An 18,422-nucleotide genomic window follows, 5' to 3' on the forward strand; every position below is an offset into this window, starting at 1 on the left:
CTTTGTGGCTCTGTCTATCTGATTTGAAAGAACCATGGAAACGAGCGTATAATAGGCATAACAAAAACAAAAAAAGAGACGCAGGAGGGACCAATGTCTGACTATAAAACAATAACTGTTGAGCCCATTACAGGCACGATCGGCGCAGAAATTTCTGGTGTTGATCTGTGTAATTTGAACGATCAAAACGTCGCAGAAATAAGACAGGCCTTTCTGAAGCATCTTGTTGTTTTTTTCCGGGATCAGGAAATGGATATTCCCGCTTACAAGGCGTTCGCCTCAAAATTCGGCCCATTCGGAACAGAGCCTTTTGTAAAAACAATGGACGAACATCCGGAAGTGATCACTGTCTTAAAGGAAGCCCACGAAACCAATACAATTAATTTTGGGGGTCAATGGCATTCCGACTGGTCCTTTTTAAAAACACCCCCTATGGCAACTATCCTGCATGGCATTGATATCCCACCTTTCGGAGGGGATACGGTTTTTGCGAACAGTTATCTTGCCTATGAGACCCTGTCAGATGGCATGAAACGCATAGTCGACCCCTTGGTCGCCGTCCATTCAGCCCGCCGTCCCTACGGCACAGGAAAAAGCATTTTGGGCGATACTTCCAAAAAATCCATGACCATCATCCGAAGCGAAGAAGCCCATGAAGAAGTAGAACACCCCCTTGTTCGTATCCATCCTGAAACAGGCAAAAAAGTCTTGTTCGTCAATCCGGTTTACACGGTGCGGCTAAAGGATATGACCGAAAGAGACAGTCGGGAAATTCTTGATAAGCTTTTCACACACTCGATTTCAGAAGTGTTTACCTGTCGCTTCAGATGGCGCAGGAACTCGGTCGCCATGTGGGATAACCGATGCGCCATGCATTTAGCGCTGAACGACTATGACGGCTACCGAAGAGAGTTGAGGCGGGTTACCATTGCAGGCGACATTCCGTATGGGGCAGCAAAGCCCGGACCAGACCCGTTAGCGATGGCCAACGGCTGAAAGTTTCCCTTCATAAAGCGGAGCCTTTTGCAGGACAGCACGGGTAATGTGATCTTTAAATATTCTCATTCGGGCAGTTTCTTTCAAGTCCGGGTGAGACAAAATCCACATATCAAAATAAGGATGGCTGATACTGCCGGGCAACCGCACTAAATTCGGGTCTCGATCTGCGGCAAAACACGGTAGAGACGCCATCCCCAACCCTGCCCTGACGGCTTGCAACTGCATCATGCCGTTCGCTAGATTATGACGTCCTGTTACTTCGGGATAAAGACTATCCTTTATCCAGGATGGAGATTTCTCGCGTTCGTCCCATCGGATCCAATGCGCTGGACCGTCCTTCTGGTCCAGATCATGCTCTTGTAAAAACTGGCGAGAGGCGTAATGCGCATAATGGATCGTCGCCAGCTTTCGACCAATAAGATGGGGTGGCGGCAGAGAACCGCATCGCATGGATCGCAAGGCAATATCTGCTTCACGTTTTGATAAATCAAAGACCCGGTAAGATAGAACCAGCTCCAAATTGATTTCAGAATATTCGCGTGAGAAAGTAACAATATCTGGCATCAGAATGTCTGATGTAAGCGAGTCGGGGAAGGTAATGCGTATATCCCCCTCCAAACGACCATCCTGCCCTAATAAACGGCGTTCCAGCGCGTTCATATCCAATTCCATTTGGTTTGCTGTTTCAATCATATCCTCGCCAGCGACAGTCAAAACATACCCCAATGGCGTCCGGTCAAACAGCCGAACCCCGATTTGTTGCTCAAACTGTTCAACACGGCGTGCGACTGTTGAATGACTGACTTGCAGCAACACGCCCGCCCCCCGAATAGAGCCCGCCCGTGCCAACGCCAAAAAAAACCGAACATCATCCCAATCCATCGTGAATCCACCTGTTTCATTTTTCGACCAGCTAGTTCCAATTTCAGGACCTACCGGACCGATTTCGCTACATTATATCGCTTATATACGGCAGAGCTTTCTAAAATAAACGTGATCACAAACATGCGGGAAAGTCTGTTCCAACCTTTTTGCGGGAGCCGCCAATATGTCAGGGAAGATTGCTGCGTTTCACGACTTTGAACCAATTCAGGACGATTTTAGAACTGCCGTTCTGAACGGACTTTCAAGCCCACAGAAATCTATCCCCAGCAAATTTTTTTACGATGAAAAAGGATCGGGGTTATTTGACAGGATTTGTCATCTTGAAGAATATTACCCAACCCGCACAGAACTTGGCATTCTTCAAAAATACGGAAAAGAAATTGCCCATTTTACAGGGGAACGAACGCACCTGATCGAGTTTGGAAGCGGATCCAGCACGAAAATACAAACCTTACTGGATGCGATAAATAAGCCCTTGAGCTATATCCCCATGGACATTTCTAAAGAACATTTACTTGAAGCCGCGAAAAACCTGGCCGCGCGCTTCCCCGAAATCCCGGTAATTGCCATTTGCGCCGATTATACGTCTGACTTTCAATTCCCCGCACTGGTACCTGGCAAACGCACAGGCTTTTTTCCAGGCTCAACCATTGGAAATTTTGCCCCGAAAGAAGCCGCGGATTTTCTAAAACAAACGCGGCAACTGCTGAACGGGGGCAATCTTCTTATTGGCGTTGACCTTGTAAAAGATCATAACGTTCTTTTTCAGGCCTACAACGATCAGGAAGGCGTTACAGCTCAATTCAATCTGAACATCCTTGCCCGGTGCAACGCAGAATTATCCGCCAATTTTGTTATCGACAATTTCGAACACCACGCCCCGTATAACGAAACACAAAACCGCATCGAAATGCATCTCGTTTCTAAAACGGATCAAATTGTCTCGGTCGGGGGAAACACCTTTTCATTCAAGGCGGGCGAAAGCATCCATACTGAAAACTCCTATAAATATACGATTGAAGGCTTTCAAAAACTCGCATCAGATGCGGGCTACAAATCCAGCAAGGCCTGGATAGACGAACAATCCCTGTTCAGTGTTCACTTTTTAAGTTCTTCGGAAGAACCATCATGACACATACCCTGATCCCGGCCCAAAACCAGATGTCCTGCACGGACGACCTGCTGGCACATTTTCATGAGATACGAACATGCACGGGAAAATTGGCGGCGCCACTATCTGACGCTGATGCGACGGTGCAGTCCATGCCGGATGCCAGTCCGGCAAAATGGCATCTGGGTCATACAAGCTGGTTCTTTGAAACCCTTATCCTGACACCATACAAAGAGGGCTATCCCTGTTTCGATCAGCGGTATGCCTTTCTTTTCAATTCCTATTACGAATCCCTCGGTCCGCGCCAGCCAAGGCCGCAACGAGGCATGCTCACCCGCCCCTCACTTGCTGAAATCACCGAATATCGTCAGCATGTTGATCGGCATATGACTGAATTTTTGTCACAGACCCAACGGGACACAAAAATACTCGACCTTGTTGAATTGGGCCTGAACCATGAAATGCAGCATCAGGAACTGCTGCTAACGGACTTACTTCATCTGTTCGCACAAAACCCGATCAAGCCCGTCTATCACGCCTCAGAACCTTTACCCGTAGAAAATACACCCCTACCTGCCACTCCTGACTGGACGAGCTATGATGGTGGACTGGTTGACGTCGGACATGATCAATCGGGATTTTCGTTTGATTGTGAAACACCAAAACATCAGCAGATACTTCGACCCTTTAAATTGGCAAATACACCAATAAACAATCGCGACTGGATAGAATTCATTGACGATGGCGGATATCAAAACCCGCTGTTATGGCTTTCGGATGGATGGTCGACAGTCCAAACAGAAGGCTGGCATGCGCCCCTTTACTGGGGACAGCGCGATGATATGTGGTGGTCGATGACGTTACGGGGGTTTCAGCCGATTGTTCTGGACAGCCCGGTATGCCATATCAGCTACTATGAGGCTGATGCGTTCGCCCGGTGGCGGGGGCATCGCCTGCCGACTGAATTTGAATGGGAAATTGCAGCACAACAACAGGCGATAGAGGGAAACTTTCTGGAAAGCGAAGAGTATCGACCACGCACACCTCCTCGTTCCAAATCCAAAATGATACAGCTATATGGGGATGTCTGGGAATGGACGAGCAGCCCCTATATCTCCTATCCCGGCTTCAAACCGGCGGAGGGGGCCGTGGCCGAGTATAACGGCAAGTTCATGTCCGGCCAGTTTGTCCTGAGAGGCGGCGCTTGCACCACACCGATCCGGCAGATGCGCCCGACTTATCGGAACTTCTTTTATCCCCATCAGCGTTGGCAAGTCACAGGCCTTCGTCTCGCTGCCGATTTTTAAGCCGTCAGGAAGCGATTTTATCCGACTGATTTTCCAGTGAGTCCCGTTTCAACTTGATCTTGTGTCCCACATTGGCAATCGCCTCAATCGCGGGCATCAATTCTTTTCCAAATCCGGTCAAAGAATACTCCACGGATGGCGGCGACGTAGGCTTCACTTCCCGGAAAATAATAAAACGATCTTCCAGTTCCCTTAGCCGGGTCGTCAGCATTTTTGCGGACACATGCGGAATGTCCAGGCGCAGCTCGCTAAACCGTCTTGCTCCCCCCTTTAACGCCCATAAAATATTTGGAGTCCACGCCCCTCCAATTACAGCCATACATTCAGTAAGCGGGCAATTGTTCGGCAGGGACGGGCTCTTGTTTTTTCTCACTTTTAAAGCCATGGTTTTTCCAGTTACTTTAAGTTACCAATCGGAAACGTCATAATTAGATAACATAAAGTTCTATGGTTTACAAATGTAACCTCAGTTTCTAAGTCTTCCATTGTCTTAAGTGTTAAACCAAGAAAGAAGATTATTATGAAACTCTACTTTAAACCCGGTGCCTGCTCTCTTGCCTCTCATATCGTGCTCAATGAAATTGGCTCTTCCTTCGACATTGAAGCCGTCGATACAGCAAAAGGGAAAACAGCATCAGGAGCCGATTACAGAACAATCAACCCACTTGGTTATGTTCCCGCCCTTGAAATTGATCCAGAAAATATTCTGGTAGAAGGTGCCGCTATCCTACAATATCTTGCTGATCAGAACCCAACCCATGCCCTCGCCCCACAGAACGGCACGCTGGAAAGGGCGAAGCTTCAGCAGTATCTAAATTTTATCTCTGCTGAGCTACATAAATCTTTTGGACTGTTCTTTTCCGGCCGTGACTTAACCGCAAGTGAGCGGGAAACAGGCACCTCAAGGGTTTATGATAAGCTGAGATATTTTGAAAATATCCTTTCTGATGGACGCACATTCCTTTTGGGAGACAAATTCAGCGTGGCAGATGCCTATCTGTTCGTGGTGACCTCTTGGACTGGTTTCGTCAATATCGACATTAGCGGGTTTCCGAAGCTGACCGCATTTTTGGGACAGGTTGCCTCGCGGCCAGCCGTACAGACATCCATGAAAGCCGAAGGCCTTCTTAATTAATCCAAATGGGGGCAATCGCCCCCATATCCGGGAGGAAAATATGTCTTCTGAACATGTTCAAATCGGAAACCTGATCAACCAGTATTATGAAGGCCTGTTCACGTGCGATGTACCACTGTTGCAGTCAGTTTTTCATCCAAAAGCGCAGTATTACACCCGCAAAAACGACGATTTACTGCACTATGATATGGATGAATATTTTGATGTTATTCGCAAAAGAACACCGCCCTCAAAGCAGGGGGAACAGAGGTATCTTAGTGTTGGGAGCATTGATATCACCGGCGCGGATACCGCCATGGTGAAACTCAACTGCCATATGATGAACACAGACTATACGGATTATCTTTCTCTAATTCGGATTAACGAAAGATGGCAAATCGTTGCCAAGACATTTCATGCAACCCCCATTGAATAATCGAGGACCATCATGCCTTATGTAAATATAAAAATAACCCGTGAAGGCGGGACAACTGCCGCGCAAAAAGCCGAACTGATTGCGGGTGTCACCAACCTTCTGTCTGAAACACTCAACAAAAACCCGTCCACCACATTCGTTGTCATTGATGAAGTTGATCTGGATAACTGGGGTATCGGCGGATTACCAGTAGAGGATTATCGCAAAAAACACACCTGAAGATACGATTTCCTTTTCTTGTCTGCGCAAGCCTGCCAGAATTGACGGAAAAGGAGAAGTCCATGGATTTGGCAAAGCAGCATCTGGATATCGGTCTTTACACAAACAACAAAGACGCAATGCTGGAATTCTGGCAGCAGGAAATTGGCCTGCCATTCGATCATCTGGGTAAGCTGGGCGGGGGTATTCATCAACATCGTCATTTTCTAGGCGATGGCCCGACCGGTCCGATCCTGAAAATCAATCATGCCAGGGGGACGCTTGAAAATAATCGGCCCTCTGGCATCAGGGGTCTTTATATCGCACGGCGGGATCTTTCCGAACCAGTCGAAAAGACAGACCCTGACGGCAACAAAGTCTGGGGTGTGCCTCATGGATTTCTGGGAATTACAGATACAGCGATTGAACTGCATGTTCGAAAACGCAACCAGTTTGAAGACCATTATGGGCGTGTTTTATCCCTTCCGTCCGAGGAAACCGAAAAAGGAACCGCTTTTCGGTGCGGACGAACTTTGTTATTTGCCGTAGAAGACCCCACCATGCTGCCAACAGGGGACCATGTTGCAAAAGGATACCGCTACCTGACGGCCCAAATTCATTCAGCAAACAAAGAGCATGCTCACATCCTACAGGAAGGCGGCCTTGAAGGCATGGCCCCAAAAACATTGGGCACGACCGTCCGCTATAGCTTTGTCCGCGATCTTGATGGCAACTGGATGGAACTATCCCAGCGGGCCAGCTTAACAGGGTCATTGGATTGACCCTGCAAGCCCCTCGGAATGAATTCAGGGGGCATTACGCTCTTCAATCAGAGAGTCAGACCGTAGCGGTTTCGCTGTTCTTGTAGATTGATTGACGTGGTTTTGCGAGAACCCGGCGAACCATAGGCTCGAAAAAGCTTAAAGGCTTGGCTTCGTAATCTTTATCGAACGCATTCTGATCATATTTTTCGCAAAATTCAGCGCAGGCACCAAAATAAGGGTGATCTTTATATTGATCGCGTAGATTGGGATCCAAACCAATATGCTGAAAGAAATAGTATCCTTGAAAAATCCCGTGGTTTTTCACGATCCAGTAATTTTCGTCAGACAGGAAGGGCTGAAGAATAGCGGCCGCAATGTCCGCATGGTTGTAGGATCCCAGCGTATCACCGATGTCATGGAGTAGTGCCATGACAACATATTCTTCATCCCGGCCATCCAGATGGGCTCGCGTCGCTGATTGCAAAGAATGCTGCAGGCGATCTATCGGAAAGCCCCCAAAATCGCCGTCCAGCAACTTTAAGTGCGTTAGCACCCGGTCCGGCAGATCTTTTGAATATTTCCGAAAGTTATCAGAAATTATAACGTAATCGTCGGCGGTCGCTCCCGTCATTGCTCGAAACGAGGCCCGCTCTGGCGTTTGTCCGCTCATATTGACACCTTTTTGTTATTTTTTCGCATTTAAGCAATTTCTGCTCAATGGCATCTTCGAAAATCAGTTTTCCTTACTTTTCCCAAAAGGTCCAGCGCCCTTTTTAGTTCTCCATCCTTTGCTAATTGATGGAGGTCAATGAAAGGGGCTGAAAATTGGTTCTAGACTGTCTCATCAACACTAAAGAATGGATGGAAAAATGTCTCACGTTGCCCATGAATTAAATGAAGAGTTTCCTGCGGAGAAAGAAAAAATTCAGCAGTTGAACCAAAGCAATAATCATTTTGCTAAACTCACTGAAGAATATCATACAGTGAACCGGGAAATACATCGTATTGAAACCAATGTAGCTCCTGCGGACGAGGGCTATGAAAAGCAGCTTCGCCGCCAGCGCCTTGCCTTGAAAGATGAAATCAGTTTAATGCTGAAACAAGAAAACGCTTAACGAATCGCGCGATTTTTTGCCTTACCCGGGTGAGGCGGAATCCCCACGCTTTCGGACGCGGATCTCTTGGGTAGCGCCTTATCATTTATATTCCAGGCAATTGTTATCCTTGGTTTGTTCCCTTGATAAGGCGTCACCATATGCACGACGGTTGATGGAAAAACGATCATCGAACCTGCTTTAAAGCCCGGCATGAAATTATTGCTCATATAGTTCCTGTCAGCCTGACAGCAAACGCCCAGTCGCGGGTCCGAAATAACAAACTTCCCTGACATTGGATCAAGGTCATCCTCATCCCCCATGGACACAACATACACCAGTGATCCGGTCGAACGGGAATGCGCATGGGGAAGAATATAATCGCCCTTTTGGTATATATTGGCCCAGCTTAAATCGACGACAGATGTTTGCAAACCTGTAATAGCACGGAAAAAAGCCTGCGCCCGTTGATCAATAAACTGAGCTGAGGGAATATCCCAGGCATCCACATGATGGATTTTTGTACTTTTTGCCGAAGACTGCTTGCCCTCCACCGACAGCTTCTCTGACGCTTTCTCCACCAAATACGCTTCCAGTTCCTGATTCATTTCCTCCATATCGGGGAAATCCGTCATCGCAATATGCTTTTCAGGCGTTGTTACATGTTGCCCAAAAGGAAGAAGACTCTTCCCCATAAACTTCTGCTTCGTTGGATCTTTCTTCACGCCAATATCGTCCTGTCTAGCCCGCAATCCGGACCACTATAAAACACATGGATAAAATGTACATTGCTCCTGTTCGTATCAGAGGGATGACAGCGTGAAAAGAATTCTTCATACTGACCTATCAATAATAAAAACATTAGGTGTCACGTGTCCGTTCTCAACATGACAGCAACAGAGCTCTCCAAGGCTTATTCTGAACAATCAACCTCCCCTCTAGAGGTCACCAATCAGGTACTCAGCCATGCAGCCAAACTTGAGCCTGATCTGAATGCATTTCGTGTCATTGATACAGAAACAGCAATAACGCAGGCCAAAAGGTCAGAGGCCCGTTGGCAAAAGGGTGTCCCTTCAGGCCCTCTTGATGGTATCCCCATCAGTATAAAAGACATCGTGGCCGTAAAAGGCCATGCATGCCTGAGTGGTTCGAAAACCAATGATCCGGATCTTGTTTTAGAGCAGGACTGTCCCAGCGTTGCACGACTGCGAGAAAGTGGTGCCATCTTGTTTGGCCTCACCCATACACCTGAATTTGGATGGAAAGGGATCACCGACAGCCCTCAGAACGGCTATACCCGAAACCCATGGAATACAAAACACTCACCGGGTGGATCTAGCGGGGGTGCGGCAGCGGCCGTCGCCTCGGGAAGCGGACCCCTTGCCCTCGGCACCGATGGCGGCGGGTCAGTACGCATCCCGTCCAGTTATTGTGGTCTCTATGGCATTAAACCTACCTTTGGACGGGTTCCTCATACGCCCAATGAGAGCCCTTATGCCACCCTTGTCAGTAATGGCCCCCTCAGCAGATCCGTGCAGGATGCCGCCCTGATGCTGAATGTGATGGCACAACCGGATGCGCGGGACTGGTATGCCGCCGCCGACCAGAAGCTGGATTTTACCAAAGGGATCAATGGCGGCATCGAAGGAATGAAAATCGCCTACAGCCCAACCCTGGGTGGGGCGAACCCCTCTTCAGAGGTAAGGGAGATCATCGACAACGCAGTTGATAAATTTCGTGATCTGGGCGCAAATGTAACCCTTGTTGACGACATTTTCCCTCCGCTTCGCCCTCTGTTCGAGGATTATTGGAAAGCCGGGTTTGGCTACATCTTAAAACAAATTCCACGACGCAAATGGGCCGATTTGGATCCAGGTTTTTTAGCGCTGGCAGAACAGGGACTATCAGTTTCCTTAGGCAGTTATTACGCCGCGCATTCAGAGAGGGTTCGATTGGGCGGAAAAATGGGACAGTTTTTTACCCAGTATGACCTGTTGCTGACCCCCACCATGCCGTCTACTTCCCCGCTTGCAGAAACAGTTTATCATACCGAAGACTATGATCGCTGGGACGATGCGACACCCTACACGGTTCCGTTTAACCTGACCGGGCATCCTGCTGCCTCAATTCCGGCAGGCCGCTCAGCTTCAGGATTGCCGATCGGCCTGCAGATTGTCGGCGCCCGGTATGATGAACCAACGATCCTCAAAGCGTCGAGGGCTTTTGAAGCCGCAATGCCATTTGACACTGCATTGAAAGACTTAATTGAAAGAATGGAAGATCGATGAGAACGGAACGCGAGGGGCTTTTCGTATCGCCCCTATCCTTTGCCAGATTACCTTTTTCGCAGGATTTCCAACACGCTGATATTGCCATTTTGGGTCTGCCGTTCGATTGTGGAAGCCACCCGACCAGACTGGGAGCCCGCCTCGGCCCGAACGCCATTCGGGAACAATCTGTGTTGTCGTTAGAACTGATCGAGGACGCCCGCAATGATCCCCTCCAAAAACAATCGGTTATCGACGCGGGCGACGTCAATTTTTCCGGTGGGGGTCTATCCGCTATTAACGAATTCTACGCCAGGACAGAGCAGGCAATCACATCAATTTTGGACAATAACTGTACGCCTGTTTCCTTAGGCGGAGACGGCGCTGTTTTCCTGCCTCAAATCAGGTCCGTTCATCAAAAATTTTCGGATATCACCGTTTTGCATTTTGATGCACATACGGATTGTTATCCGCTTCGGAGCAATGACCATTTTGACAACGCCACGCCATTTACCCATGCGGCAAATGAAGGGGTATTGGATATTGCCAATTCTGTCCATGTGGGAACAAGAGCACCGGTAAACGCCGATAAAAGCATCGCCTTTACTGAACAGATGGGATATCGCGTGCTGCCTTGGGCAAAGCTGGCACACATGCCTGTCGAACAGGCCAGTACCCTGATCCGCTCCAGCCTTGAAGGGAGGCCCGTCTATCTGTGTTTTGACATGGACTTCTTTGATCCGTCCGCAGCACCAGGCGTTGCCACACCAACACCTGGCGGTCCCACCACATTTGAAGGACTGACCCTTTTAAGGGCCATGAAGGGCCTGAATATTGTTGCCTGCGACATCAACACGGTCAGCCCCCCCTATGATATCAACGGGATAACGGCTCAATTGGCGGCGGCGATCGTGTTGGAATGTATAAGCCTGATCGACGCAAGATAAATCAAACGGCGAGATAAGCATCCCGGATTTCCGGATGTTCTTCCAGTTCCTGAATACTGCCTTGATATTGCACGCTCCCTTTTTCAAGAATGACCGCGCGATCCGAGACCAGTTTGGCAAAATGCAGGTTCTGTTCTGACAATAAAACCGCCAAACCTTCTGATTTGAGGGCCGAAATCGTAATCGCCATTTGCTCAACAATAACAGGGGCAATCCCTTCCGATGGCTCATCGAGTAAAATAGCCGCAGGATTTCCCATCAACGTGCGTGCAATTGACAGCATTTGCTGTTCACCACCGCTCATCTGTCCACCCGGACGGTTCTTCATCTCACCAAGATTGGGAAAGAGTTCAAACAGCTTCTCCGCAGTCCAGAACGGCGCCCCTTCTCGTTTATCCTGACGGCCGACTTCCAGATTTTCCATGACCGAAAGTTCCGTAAAAATCCGTCGTTCTTCGGGAACGTAGCCAAGACCCTGCTGGCAAATATTATGACTGGGAAGGTTCTTTATTGAACTGTTGTTAAACCGGACATCCCCCTCTGTGGAGCGGACCATCCCCATCAGGGTTTTCATGGTTGTTGACTTCCCCGCACCGTTCCGGCCCAGCAACGCAACCACTTCGCCTGCATTAACCGAAAAGGAAACATCCTCAAGAATTTGAGCCTGCCCGTAAAAAGCGTTGATACCATTAATATCAAGCATTCTATGCGACCTCACCTGTTGTATCAAAAGTACTTCCGCCGCCGAGATAGACCTCTTTCACAAGATCGTTCTTGCGGATTTCTTCAGCGGTCCCGGTTGCAATAATTTCACCCCGGTTCAAAACCATCAGACGATCGGAATGCGCAAACACAACATCCATATCATGCTCTGTAAACAAAACACTCACACCTGTACTTTGTGCGATCGAAGCGACAAGTTCCATAAGGGAAATCCGCTCTTTGGGCGCCATACCAGCAGTAGGTTCATCCATGAGCAACAACTTGGGGCCGTGTGCAAGGGCAATGGCAAGCTCTAACCGTTTTAGATCCCCATAAGCCAGCACACCGCAGGCTCTGTGTGCTTGGTGAAGCATTCCCACACGATCCAGCAACGCATCCGCTTCAGCCCGATAGCGAATTTCAGCCCGCCCCCATAAAGAAAAAATCTTCTTATGGTGAGACAAAAGAGCCATCTGGACATTTTCCCGCACCGTCATGGAAGCGAAGGTCGCCGTAATCTGGAACGTACGTCCAATTCCCATCCGCCATATCTCTCGCGGGTTTAAGGACAGAAGTTCTTCTCCGTTATACAGAACAGTACCGGCATCCGCCTTCAACTGACCGTTCAACATATTAAAGCAGGTTGTTTTCCCGGCACCATTAGGACCGATAAGAGCCAGCATTTCACCCACGGCCAATTCAAAAGTGACATCATTGACGGCTTTCACACCGCCAAAAGATTTGGTCAGGCCCTGTACTTTCAATAAACTCATACTCGACCCTCCTGTTCTTTTTTGCCGGTGAGTGCCTTTGGCAGGACACGCCGCGCAAACCCTGCCAGTCCTTCAGGTGCGATGACCACTATAAACAGGATGACACCCCCAAATATAATCCGCCAATAATCCAGACGGGTGACCAAATCCTCCAGCATGGTAAAACTGACAGCACCAACAATAGGTCCAATCAGTGAATGGATCCCGCCCAACAAAACCATCACCAGCCCATCTACCGATCTGGATATTGCTAATTCGTCCGGGAAAATACTTCCCTTTGAATACACATAAAGACCACCCGCAACGCCGGCAAAGATGCCCGCGATCACAAACGCCATCCATTGCTGGGTCTTTAAGTTAATGCCGATTGCTTCAACACGAAGCTGGGAATCCCGCCCTGCCCGCATGGCATATCCAAAAGGCGCATAAACAATCCGACGAATAAAATACACGCCCGCCAGAACCAGCGTCAGTGTCAGATAGTAATAAGCCGCTTTTTCAGATGCCCACTCGGCGGGCCAAACACCTAGAATTCCGTCATCGCCGCCCGTGACTTCTTGCCACTGAAAAGCGACTGACCAGGTAATCTGTGCTGCGGCAAGGGTCAGCATGGCAAGATAAACACCACTGAGTCGAACGCAGAACCAGCCAAAGATAAGAGCCCCAAGCCCGGCAGCGACCGGCGCTAAAACCAATCCCCCCAACATGTCGACGCCAAAATATTTCACAGCCAGCGCCGCCCCATACGCGCCAAGACCAAAATAAGCCGCATGCCCGAAAGACACCAGTCCGCCGGGGCCCATTATGAAGTGCAGACTGACTGCAAACAAAACGAAAATCAGAATATCGGTCAGCAGAACAATGGCAAATTCATCAAACAGAACAGGCGCAAGGACCAAAATCAGAACGAGTCCCAAAATCATTTTCAACGACAGCGGGGTCATTAATTTCAAAGGCTGCTCGGGCGGCCCGTCCGCCCCGCGCAACACGGCGTCGGGTTTTCCAAGCAATCCCCAAGGCCGCACAACCAGGACGACAGCCATAACAAGAAAGGCCAGCACCAAGGTAATTTCTGGAAACACCAAAATCCCGAAGGCATTTAGCTCGCCGATCAGAACGGATGCTAAAAATGCACCTGGAACACTCCCCATTCCGCCAATAACAACAACAACAAACGCTTCGCCAATAACGTTGAGATCCATCAACAGGTTTGCGGCCTCCCGCGGTAGCTGCACCGCGCCGCCGAGCCCGGCAAGGGTTGAGCCCACAAAAAACACACTTGTAAAAAGCCAGCTTTGATTGACCCCCAATGCACTGACCATTTCGCGATCCTGCGTCGCGGCACGGACCAGAGTCCCCCAGCGGGTTTTGTTAAATAACAGCCAGACACCCAGCAGAACCGCAGGACCCAAAACGATAAGCGCGAGATCATATTCAGGAATAGGCTCCCCCAATATTCGAACAGCTCCTTCCAGACCCGGTGCCCTTGGACCGAACAGGTCTTCCGCCCCCCATATCCATAAGGCAAGATCCTGAATGACAAGAACAACGCCAAAGGTTGCAACCAGCTGAAAAAGTTCAGGAGCTTTATAAATTCGGCGAAATAAAGTTACTTCCAGCAGAACACCGATCACGCCAACAGCCAGCGAGGCCGCCAGAACAGACCCCCAGAAGCCCAAAATACCATGAGGCATAAGATCGACGAAAGTATAGGCAAGGTAAGCCCCCAACATAAAGAAGGATCCATGCGCAAAATTTACGATGCGGGTAACGCCAAAAATGATGGATAAGCCGGACGCCACCAGAAAAAGTGACGACGCGCTCGCCAGTCCTGTCAGGAACTGAGCCAGGTAAAAACCCATTGACTACTCCTCAGTCAAGGTAGGAAAAGTGAAAAGCCTCTCGGTAACATGCGTCACCGAGAGGTAGAGGTAGACTTATTGAGCCGCGCGAAGCATTTTGGTTTTTTCAGGTCCTGGCAGATAGTCATTTCCATCTGCATAGAACCAGTCAACCATGATGCCTTTACCGTCTTTAACGGCTGTCCGTCCAACCCAGGCACCCATCGTTGACTGATGGTCGATCGCCCGATATTTAACGCTTCCAGAAGGGCTGTCGAATGTCAGGTCCTTCATCGCAGCAAGGAGTTTATCACGATCTGTGCTGCCTGCTTTTTCAATTGCTGCGGCGATTGTCAAAATGGTGTTATAGCCAACCAACGATCCCGTTTTTGGCAATTCAGAGAATTTTGCCTCATAGGCCGCAACATAATCACTATGGACTTTATCCTTGATAAAATCACGAGGATAACCGGTGACAATCCAGCCTTCTGGTGCTTCTGCTTTAAGCGGGTCCAGATATTCAGGCTCGCCCGTCAACAAACTGGCAACTTCCCGACCTTCAAATAGTCCGCGAATAGACCCTTCGCGCACAAATTTGGCGAGATCGCCACCAAAAGTTACATTGTAGATCGCATCTGGTTTGGCTGCTTCCAGCGCCCGGACGGTTGCACCCGCATCGATTTTGAACAGGGCGGGCCATTGTTCTTCGACGAACTCAACATCAGGCTTCAGTTCTTTCAGAACAGATTTAAACGCGGCAACGGCATCCTTGCCATATGCATAGTTTGGCGCAACGGTCGCCCATTTTTTTGCAGGTAATTTCGCAGCTTCTTTTGCCAGCATAGCAGACTGCATGTAAGTGGAGGGACGTAAGCGGAACGTGTAATCATTTCCTTTTGACCAAACGATCGCATCGCTGAGAGGCTCGGACGCGATGAACAAAACCTTTTTCTGTTTTGCATAGTCAGTCACCGCCAGACCAATATGCGAAAAGAAAGTGCCCGCCAGAAGAGCGACTTTTTCCTTGGATACCAGCTCTTCAGCAATTTTTACGGCATTTCCGGGCTTCCCGGCATCATCCCGTGAGATCACTTCCAGTTTTTTCCCAAGCACGCCGCCGTTGTTATTAATCTGCTCAACCGCCAGTTCCCAACCCTTTTTGTAAGGCTCGGTAAATGCAGGCAAACGAGTGTAGCTGTTAATCTCACCGATCTTGATCGTCTCACTTGCCTGTGCGGCGAACGAGGATCCCAGAATTGCCGCCAGCACAGCGCCGGCCAACGTTTTTGTAACTAAACCTCTTCTTGAAATCATGACTCACGCTCCCTTCAGCTCTTTAAACACCGAAACAGAATGCCCGATGTAACTCCCATTTTAAACAGTGCGCCACGTATTATTAGGGTTCTCTCATGGCTGCTTGTTTACTGTTTGATAAAAATCATGCCCCCATATTTCAGATTTCTCAAGCATTTTATTCGTATACATACAAAATAAACCGAATCCGATCCTGTTAGATTACGGATTGATCAATCCAGTTGCCGAATAAACGCCTCGATCAAAGCGACCCCTTCTTTGTCGATCATCGACCGCCCTGTTTCGGGCATCATAATGCCAGGGTCGTTGCTCTTCATCCGGAAGACAAGAATGGATTTTTCGGGATGTCCCGGATCAATATCAACCAGCAGACCACCTGACCCACGCCCCGCAGCAACCGGGGGCTTTTCGAGTCCCCAATGAACCTCGCGCTTTTCGAGATACCCAAGATATAAACCACTTGTATCAGCGGCCCGTCCGGGGGCATGGCAGTGGGCACAATTCCCATCCAGGTAAGATCGGGCACGATCGACCAGTGCCCCCTCCTCCGAATTAAAGGGGAAAGGTACTTTTGGCATGTCCCCGGTGTCTCGCTTTGGACCTTCAATATAGTCTCTATCAATCAGGTCATGAACTTGATTGCCGGATCCGCTCTGGCTTGTTTTGTTTAAGTTTCGGATTTTTGGGCCGATAGGGGCCAACCGCTTTTCTTTGTCGCCGTGGCAGCCCTTACATTGATTTTTATTTGGAACCGCATATGAAATGACGTCTTTTTCACCGTTTTTCCAGATCACATCGACTTTTAAACGCTTGCCTGCCAGCTTCAACACGGCATCGGTTTGATCGTCATTCCATACATAAGGGTAGCCCACCCAACCCGTTTCCTTATGGATGAGCAATCTGGTTTCAATCTTTCTTACTGGGCTCTGCGGATCCTTAAAACTTTCCGGATAGGAAAATGTCTTGACCAAAACGCTACCCACCGGAAAATCCAACACGCCTTCCGTTTGATAGGTGGCTGGCTTCGCTTCGATCGGCAGATAGAGAAACCGATCCTTTAAGGCATAATCGGTAAACAACGGATTGCTGATCGTATAACGGACAACCCGCTCGTCAGGCCGTTCCAGCCCTGGTCCTGTAAACAACCCATAGTCAGATAACCGGGCCGCTGGCTTCTGCCCCATCAGCAAACGATCCTTCACCTGTGACGCGCCCAAAGTGGTACCTGCGAACAACGCGCAAAGCACCAATCCGAAGAACAGGGAAACAAAACGGCTGATCAAAAAAGCGTTCATCCGGCCGCCCCTACTGAACCAGGCTCTCGGCCGGTTTACCGCGGATGGTGACCGTCACCGGCGGCAAAGACGGGTAGGATTTTTGATACGCCGAAGCGTCAAAATCCGGGCTGTGCAGAAACGGCGCCAAAACATGCATGATCATATTCGCGTTTCCATACGGGCGTACGCCGTCAGAATGTTCGTTATCGTGAATTGCGAGCTGATCGTCTTCGTCCTGGCCAAAAAACAGGTAATCGACAATCGGCAGAACGCCATCCCAAATAATGTCCGGGCTTGGCGCACCTACGGTTTCCTTGACGATGGTTCCAAATTCACCGGTATCATGTTTCATTCCGGATTTGCCAAATTTATTATGATGAATATGGATTTTTCGAGGCGTTGGTTGATAATGTTCGTCGTCGAAATCATCTACATAACTGGCAACAACAATGTTCATCGTATCATTATCAGAAAATTCATTTTCAAAGATCTCTACATTTTCGTTCGCCATGACAATCATGCCGGTTCCGCGCGGGACAATCCCGACAATGTTACCTTCCGGCGCAAAATTATCAGTGTTATTCCCATAGGACCTGTTTCGAAAAAACCGAACATTGTGCCCACCCTGCTGTGGCAGATTGGGCAGATCAAAAACCAGTAAACCGCCTGTATTATTCGTCATGACATTATCAAAAACATCCGCATTATAGCTGTTTTCGATCTCTAGCCCCGCAACATTAAACTCCCCGCGACTGTTGCGAACGATGATCTTATCGCTTTGTCCTACATAGATACCAGCATCAGACGCCCCAATGGCGACAGCACCATCGATATAAACATTTTTTGATTGCACCGGATACAACCCATACGCGCCGTTGGTCGCTTTGGGGCCGCCCGTCCATTCAGTGCGAACCCGGATCATGGCAATGCCGTCTACGCCTTTTGCTTTAATGGCATCGCCTTTTGAATCTTCAACAGCAAAGTCCTTCAACACGACACCATCGGATGTGATCAGCAGACCTTCTGAACCACCTTCCTGATTTTTAAAAGAAAGAACGGACTTATCCATTCCCATTCCCTGTACTGTTACATCTTTCACATCCAGGGAAAGGCCATCCGTTAGCGAATAAACCCCTTCAGATAACTCTATCGTTTGCCCCGGTTCTGCTAGAATAAGGGCCTCTTGCAGGCGCTCCTGCGCATTATCTCCGGCAGGCACCTGAATAATGTCATTGGCGAAGGCTGCGGCAGGCGTCAAAAATGCCACAACCACAAACCCAATCAACACATTGATAATATTATAATTTTTCAATTTACCCCCCAAACCTCCTCAATAAAAGGAAGATATAAATCATATTTTTTTATTGAATTTAGTACAAACACCACTAAGAGC

At 48.9% G+C, this 18,422-nt stretch carries 20 protein-coding genes; 10 read left to right on the forward strand and 10 right to left on the reverse strand.

The annotated features are described in order from the left end of the window. Positions 1–93 precede the first annotated feature (93 nt). Positions 94–996 (forward strand): TauD/TfdA dioxygenase family protein, encoded by a 903-nt coding sequence (locus OIR97_RS15865; RefSeq protein ID WP_169543200.1) that lies wholly within the window; start codon positions 94–96, stop codon positions 994–996. Here the strand turns inward: OIR97_RS15865 and OIR97_RS15870 are convergent. Next, positions 976–1,881 (reverse strand): LysR family transcriptional regulator, encoded by a 906-nt coding sequence (locus OIR97_RS15870; RefSeq protein WP_169543201.1) that lies wholly within the window; start codon positions 1,879–1,881, stop codon positions 976–978. The two genes, OIR97_RS15865 and OIR97_RS15870, sit on opposite strands and share 21 nt — an antisense overlap. A 166-nt stretch (positions 1,882–2,047) precedes the next feature. Here OIR97_RS15870 and egtD point away from each other — a divergent pair, with 166 nt between their 5' ends. After that, positions 2,048–3,016: an L-histidine N(alpha)-methyltransferase gene (gene egtD / locus OIR97_RS15875; RefSeq protein ID WP_169543202.1), complete on the forward strand. Its 969-nt coding sequence runs from the start codon at positions 2,048–2,050 to the stop codon at positions 3,014–3,016. Next, entirely contained in the window at positions 3,013–4,302 is a 1,290-nt protein-coding gene (gene egtB, locus OIR97_RS15880) for an ergothioneine biosynthesis protein EgtB (RefSeq protein WP_169543203.1), read from the forward strand. Before egtD ends, egtB begins: the two co-directional genes overlap by 4 nt. Positions 4,303–4,306: 4 nt before the next feature. Here the strand turns inward: egtB and OIR97_RS15885 are convergent, their stop codons facing one another. Next, a complete protein-coding gene (locus OIR97_RS15885) occupies positions 4,307–4,687 on the reverse strand; it encodes a winged helix-turn-helix transcriptional regulator (protein ID WP_169543204.1) in 381 nt (126 codons plus the stop codon). A 135-nt stretch (positions 4,688–4,822) separates the two neighbouring features. On the opposite strand from OIR97_RS15885, the gene gstA reads away from it, so the two are divergent. The 4 genes from gstA (at position 4,823) to OIR97_RS15905 (ending at position 6,832) form a co-directional block, all read left to right on the forward strand. Then, a complete protein-coding gene (gene gstA / locus OIR97_RS15890) occupies positions 4,823–5,437 on the forward strand; it encodes a glutathione transferase GstA (protein WP_169543205.1) in 615 nt (204 codons plus the stop codon). 40 nt (positions 5,438–5,477) lie between these two features. Next, a complete protein-coding gene (locus OIR97_RS15895; protein ID WP_169543206.1) occupies positions 5,478–5,852 on the forward strand; it encodes a nuclear transport factor 2 family protein in 375 nt (124 codons plus the stop codon). A gap of 12 nt (positions 5,853–5,864) precedes the next feature. Beyond that, positions 5,865–6,071: a tautomerase family protein gene (locus tag OIR97_RS15900; protein WP_169543207.1), complete on the forward strand. Its 207-nt coding sequence runs from the start codon at positions 5,865–5,867 to the stop codon at positions 6,069–6,071. Positions 6,072–6,133: 62 nt separating this feature from the next. Further along, complete coding sequence (locus OIR97_RS15905) at positions 6,134–6,832, forward strand: VOC family protein (protein ID WP_169543208.1); 699 nt, start codon at positions 6,134–6,136, stop codon at positions 6,830–6,832. A 55-nt stretch (positions 6,833–6,887) separates the two neighbouring features. On the opposite strand, the gene OIR97_RS15910 is transcribed toward OIR97_RS15905, so the two are convergent. Further along, entirely contained in the window at positions 6,888–7,484 is a 597-nt protein-coding gene (locus OIR97_RS15910) for an HD domain-containing protein (RefSeq protein WP_169543209.1), read from the reverse strand. Between the two features lie 199 nt (positions 7,485–7,683). On the opposite strand from OIR97_RS15910, the gene OIR97_RS15915 reads away from it, so the two are divergent. After that, the gene (locus tag OIR97_RS15915; RefSeq protein ID WP_169543210.1) at positions 7,684–7,929 is read left to right on the forward strand and encodes a YdcH family protein; all 246 of its coding nucleotides are present in this window, start codon (positions 7,684–7,686) and stop codon (positions 7,927–7,929) included. Here OIR97_RS15915 and OIR97_RS15920 read toward each other — a convergent pair. Then, positions 7,926–8,603: a putative 2OG-Fe(II) oxygenase gene (locus OIR97_RS15920; RefSeq protein ID WP_267177733.1), complete on the reverse strand. Its 678-nt coding sequence runs from the start codon at positions 8,601–8,603 to the stop codon at positions 7,926–7,928. The two genes, OIR97_RS15915 and OIR97_RS15920, sit on opposite strands and share 4 nt — an antisense overlap. A 177-nt stretch (positions 8,604–8,780) precedes the next feature. Between OIR97_RS15920 and OIR97_RS15925 the strand changes: the two genes are divergently transcribed. After that, the gene (locus OIR97_RS15925) at positions 8,781–10,196 is read left to right on the forward strand and encodes an amidase (protein WP_169543212.1); all 1,416 of its coding nucleotides are present in this window, start codon (positions 8,781–8,783) and stop codon (positions 10,194–10,196) included. After that, complete coding sequence (locus tag OIR97_RS15930; RefSeq protein WP_169543213.1) at positions 10,193–11,122, forward strand: arginase family protein; 930 nt, start codon at positions 10,193–10,195, stop codon at positions 11,120–11,122. The genes OIR97_RS15925 and OIR97_RS15930 overlap by 4 nt, the downstream gene beginning before the upstream one ends. A gap of 1 nt (position 11,123) precedes the next feature. Here the strand turns inward: OIR97_RS15930 and OIR97_RS15935 are convergent, their stop codons facing one another. The 6 genes from OIR97_RS15935 to OIR97_RS15960 form a co-directional block, all read right to left on the reverse strand. Next, a complete protein-coding gene (locus tag OIR97_RS15935) occupies positions 11,124–11,825 on the reverse strand; it encodes an ABC transporter ATP-binding protein (RefSeq protein ID WP_169543214.1) in 702 nt (233 codons plus the stop codon). A 1-nt stretch (position 11,826) separates the two neighbouring features. After that, positions 11,827–12,597: an ABC transporter ATP-binding protein gene (locus OIR97_RS15940; protein WP_169543215.1), complete on the reverse strand. Its 771-nt coding sequence runs from the start codon at positions 12,595–12,597 to the stop codon at positions 11,827–11,829. Continuing rightward, positions 12,594–14,459 carry an ABC transporter permease gene (locus OIR97_RS15945; protein WP_169543216.1) on the reverse strand — a complete coding sequence of 622 codons (1,866 nt, stop codon included), beginning with the start codon at positions 14,457–14,459 and terminating at the stop codon, positions 12,594–12,596. Before OIR97_RS15945 ends, OIR97_RS15940 begins: the two co-directional genes overlap by 4 nt. Positions 14,460–14,534: 75 nt before the next feature. Continuing rightward, positions 14,535–15,752: an ABC transporter substrate-binding protein gene (locus tag OIR97_RS15950; RefSeq protein WP_169543217.1), complete on the reverse strand. Its 1,218-nt coding sequence runs from the start codon at positions 15,750–15,752 to the stop codon at positions 14,535–14,537. A gap of 212 nt (positions 15,753–15,964) precedes the next feature. After that, on the reverse strand, positions 15,965–17,047 hold the full coding sequence (locus OIR97_RS15955; RefSeq protein ID WP_169543218.1) for an SO2930 family diheme c-type cytochrome: 1,083 nt from the start codon (positions 17,045–17,047) through the stop codon (positions 15,965–15,967). Positions 17,048–17,057: 10 nt separating this feature from the next. After that, positions 17,058–18,341: a parallel beta-helix domain-containing protein gene (locus OIR97_RS15960; protein WP_219821562.1), complete on the reverse strand. Its 1,284-nt coding sequence runs from the start codon at positions 18,339–18,341 to the stop codon at positions 17,058–17,060. Positions 18,342–18,422: the final 81 nt, after the last annotated feature.

The sequence above is a fragment of the Sneathiella aquimaris genome, assembly GCF_026409565.1.
Taxonomy (GTDB): Bacteria; Pseudomonadota; Alphaproteobacteria; order Sneathiellales; family Sneathiellaceae; genus Sneathiella; species Sneathiella aquimaris.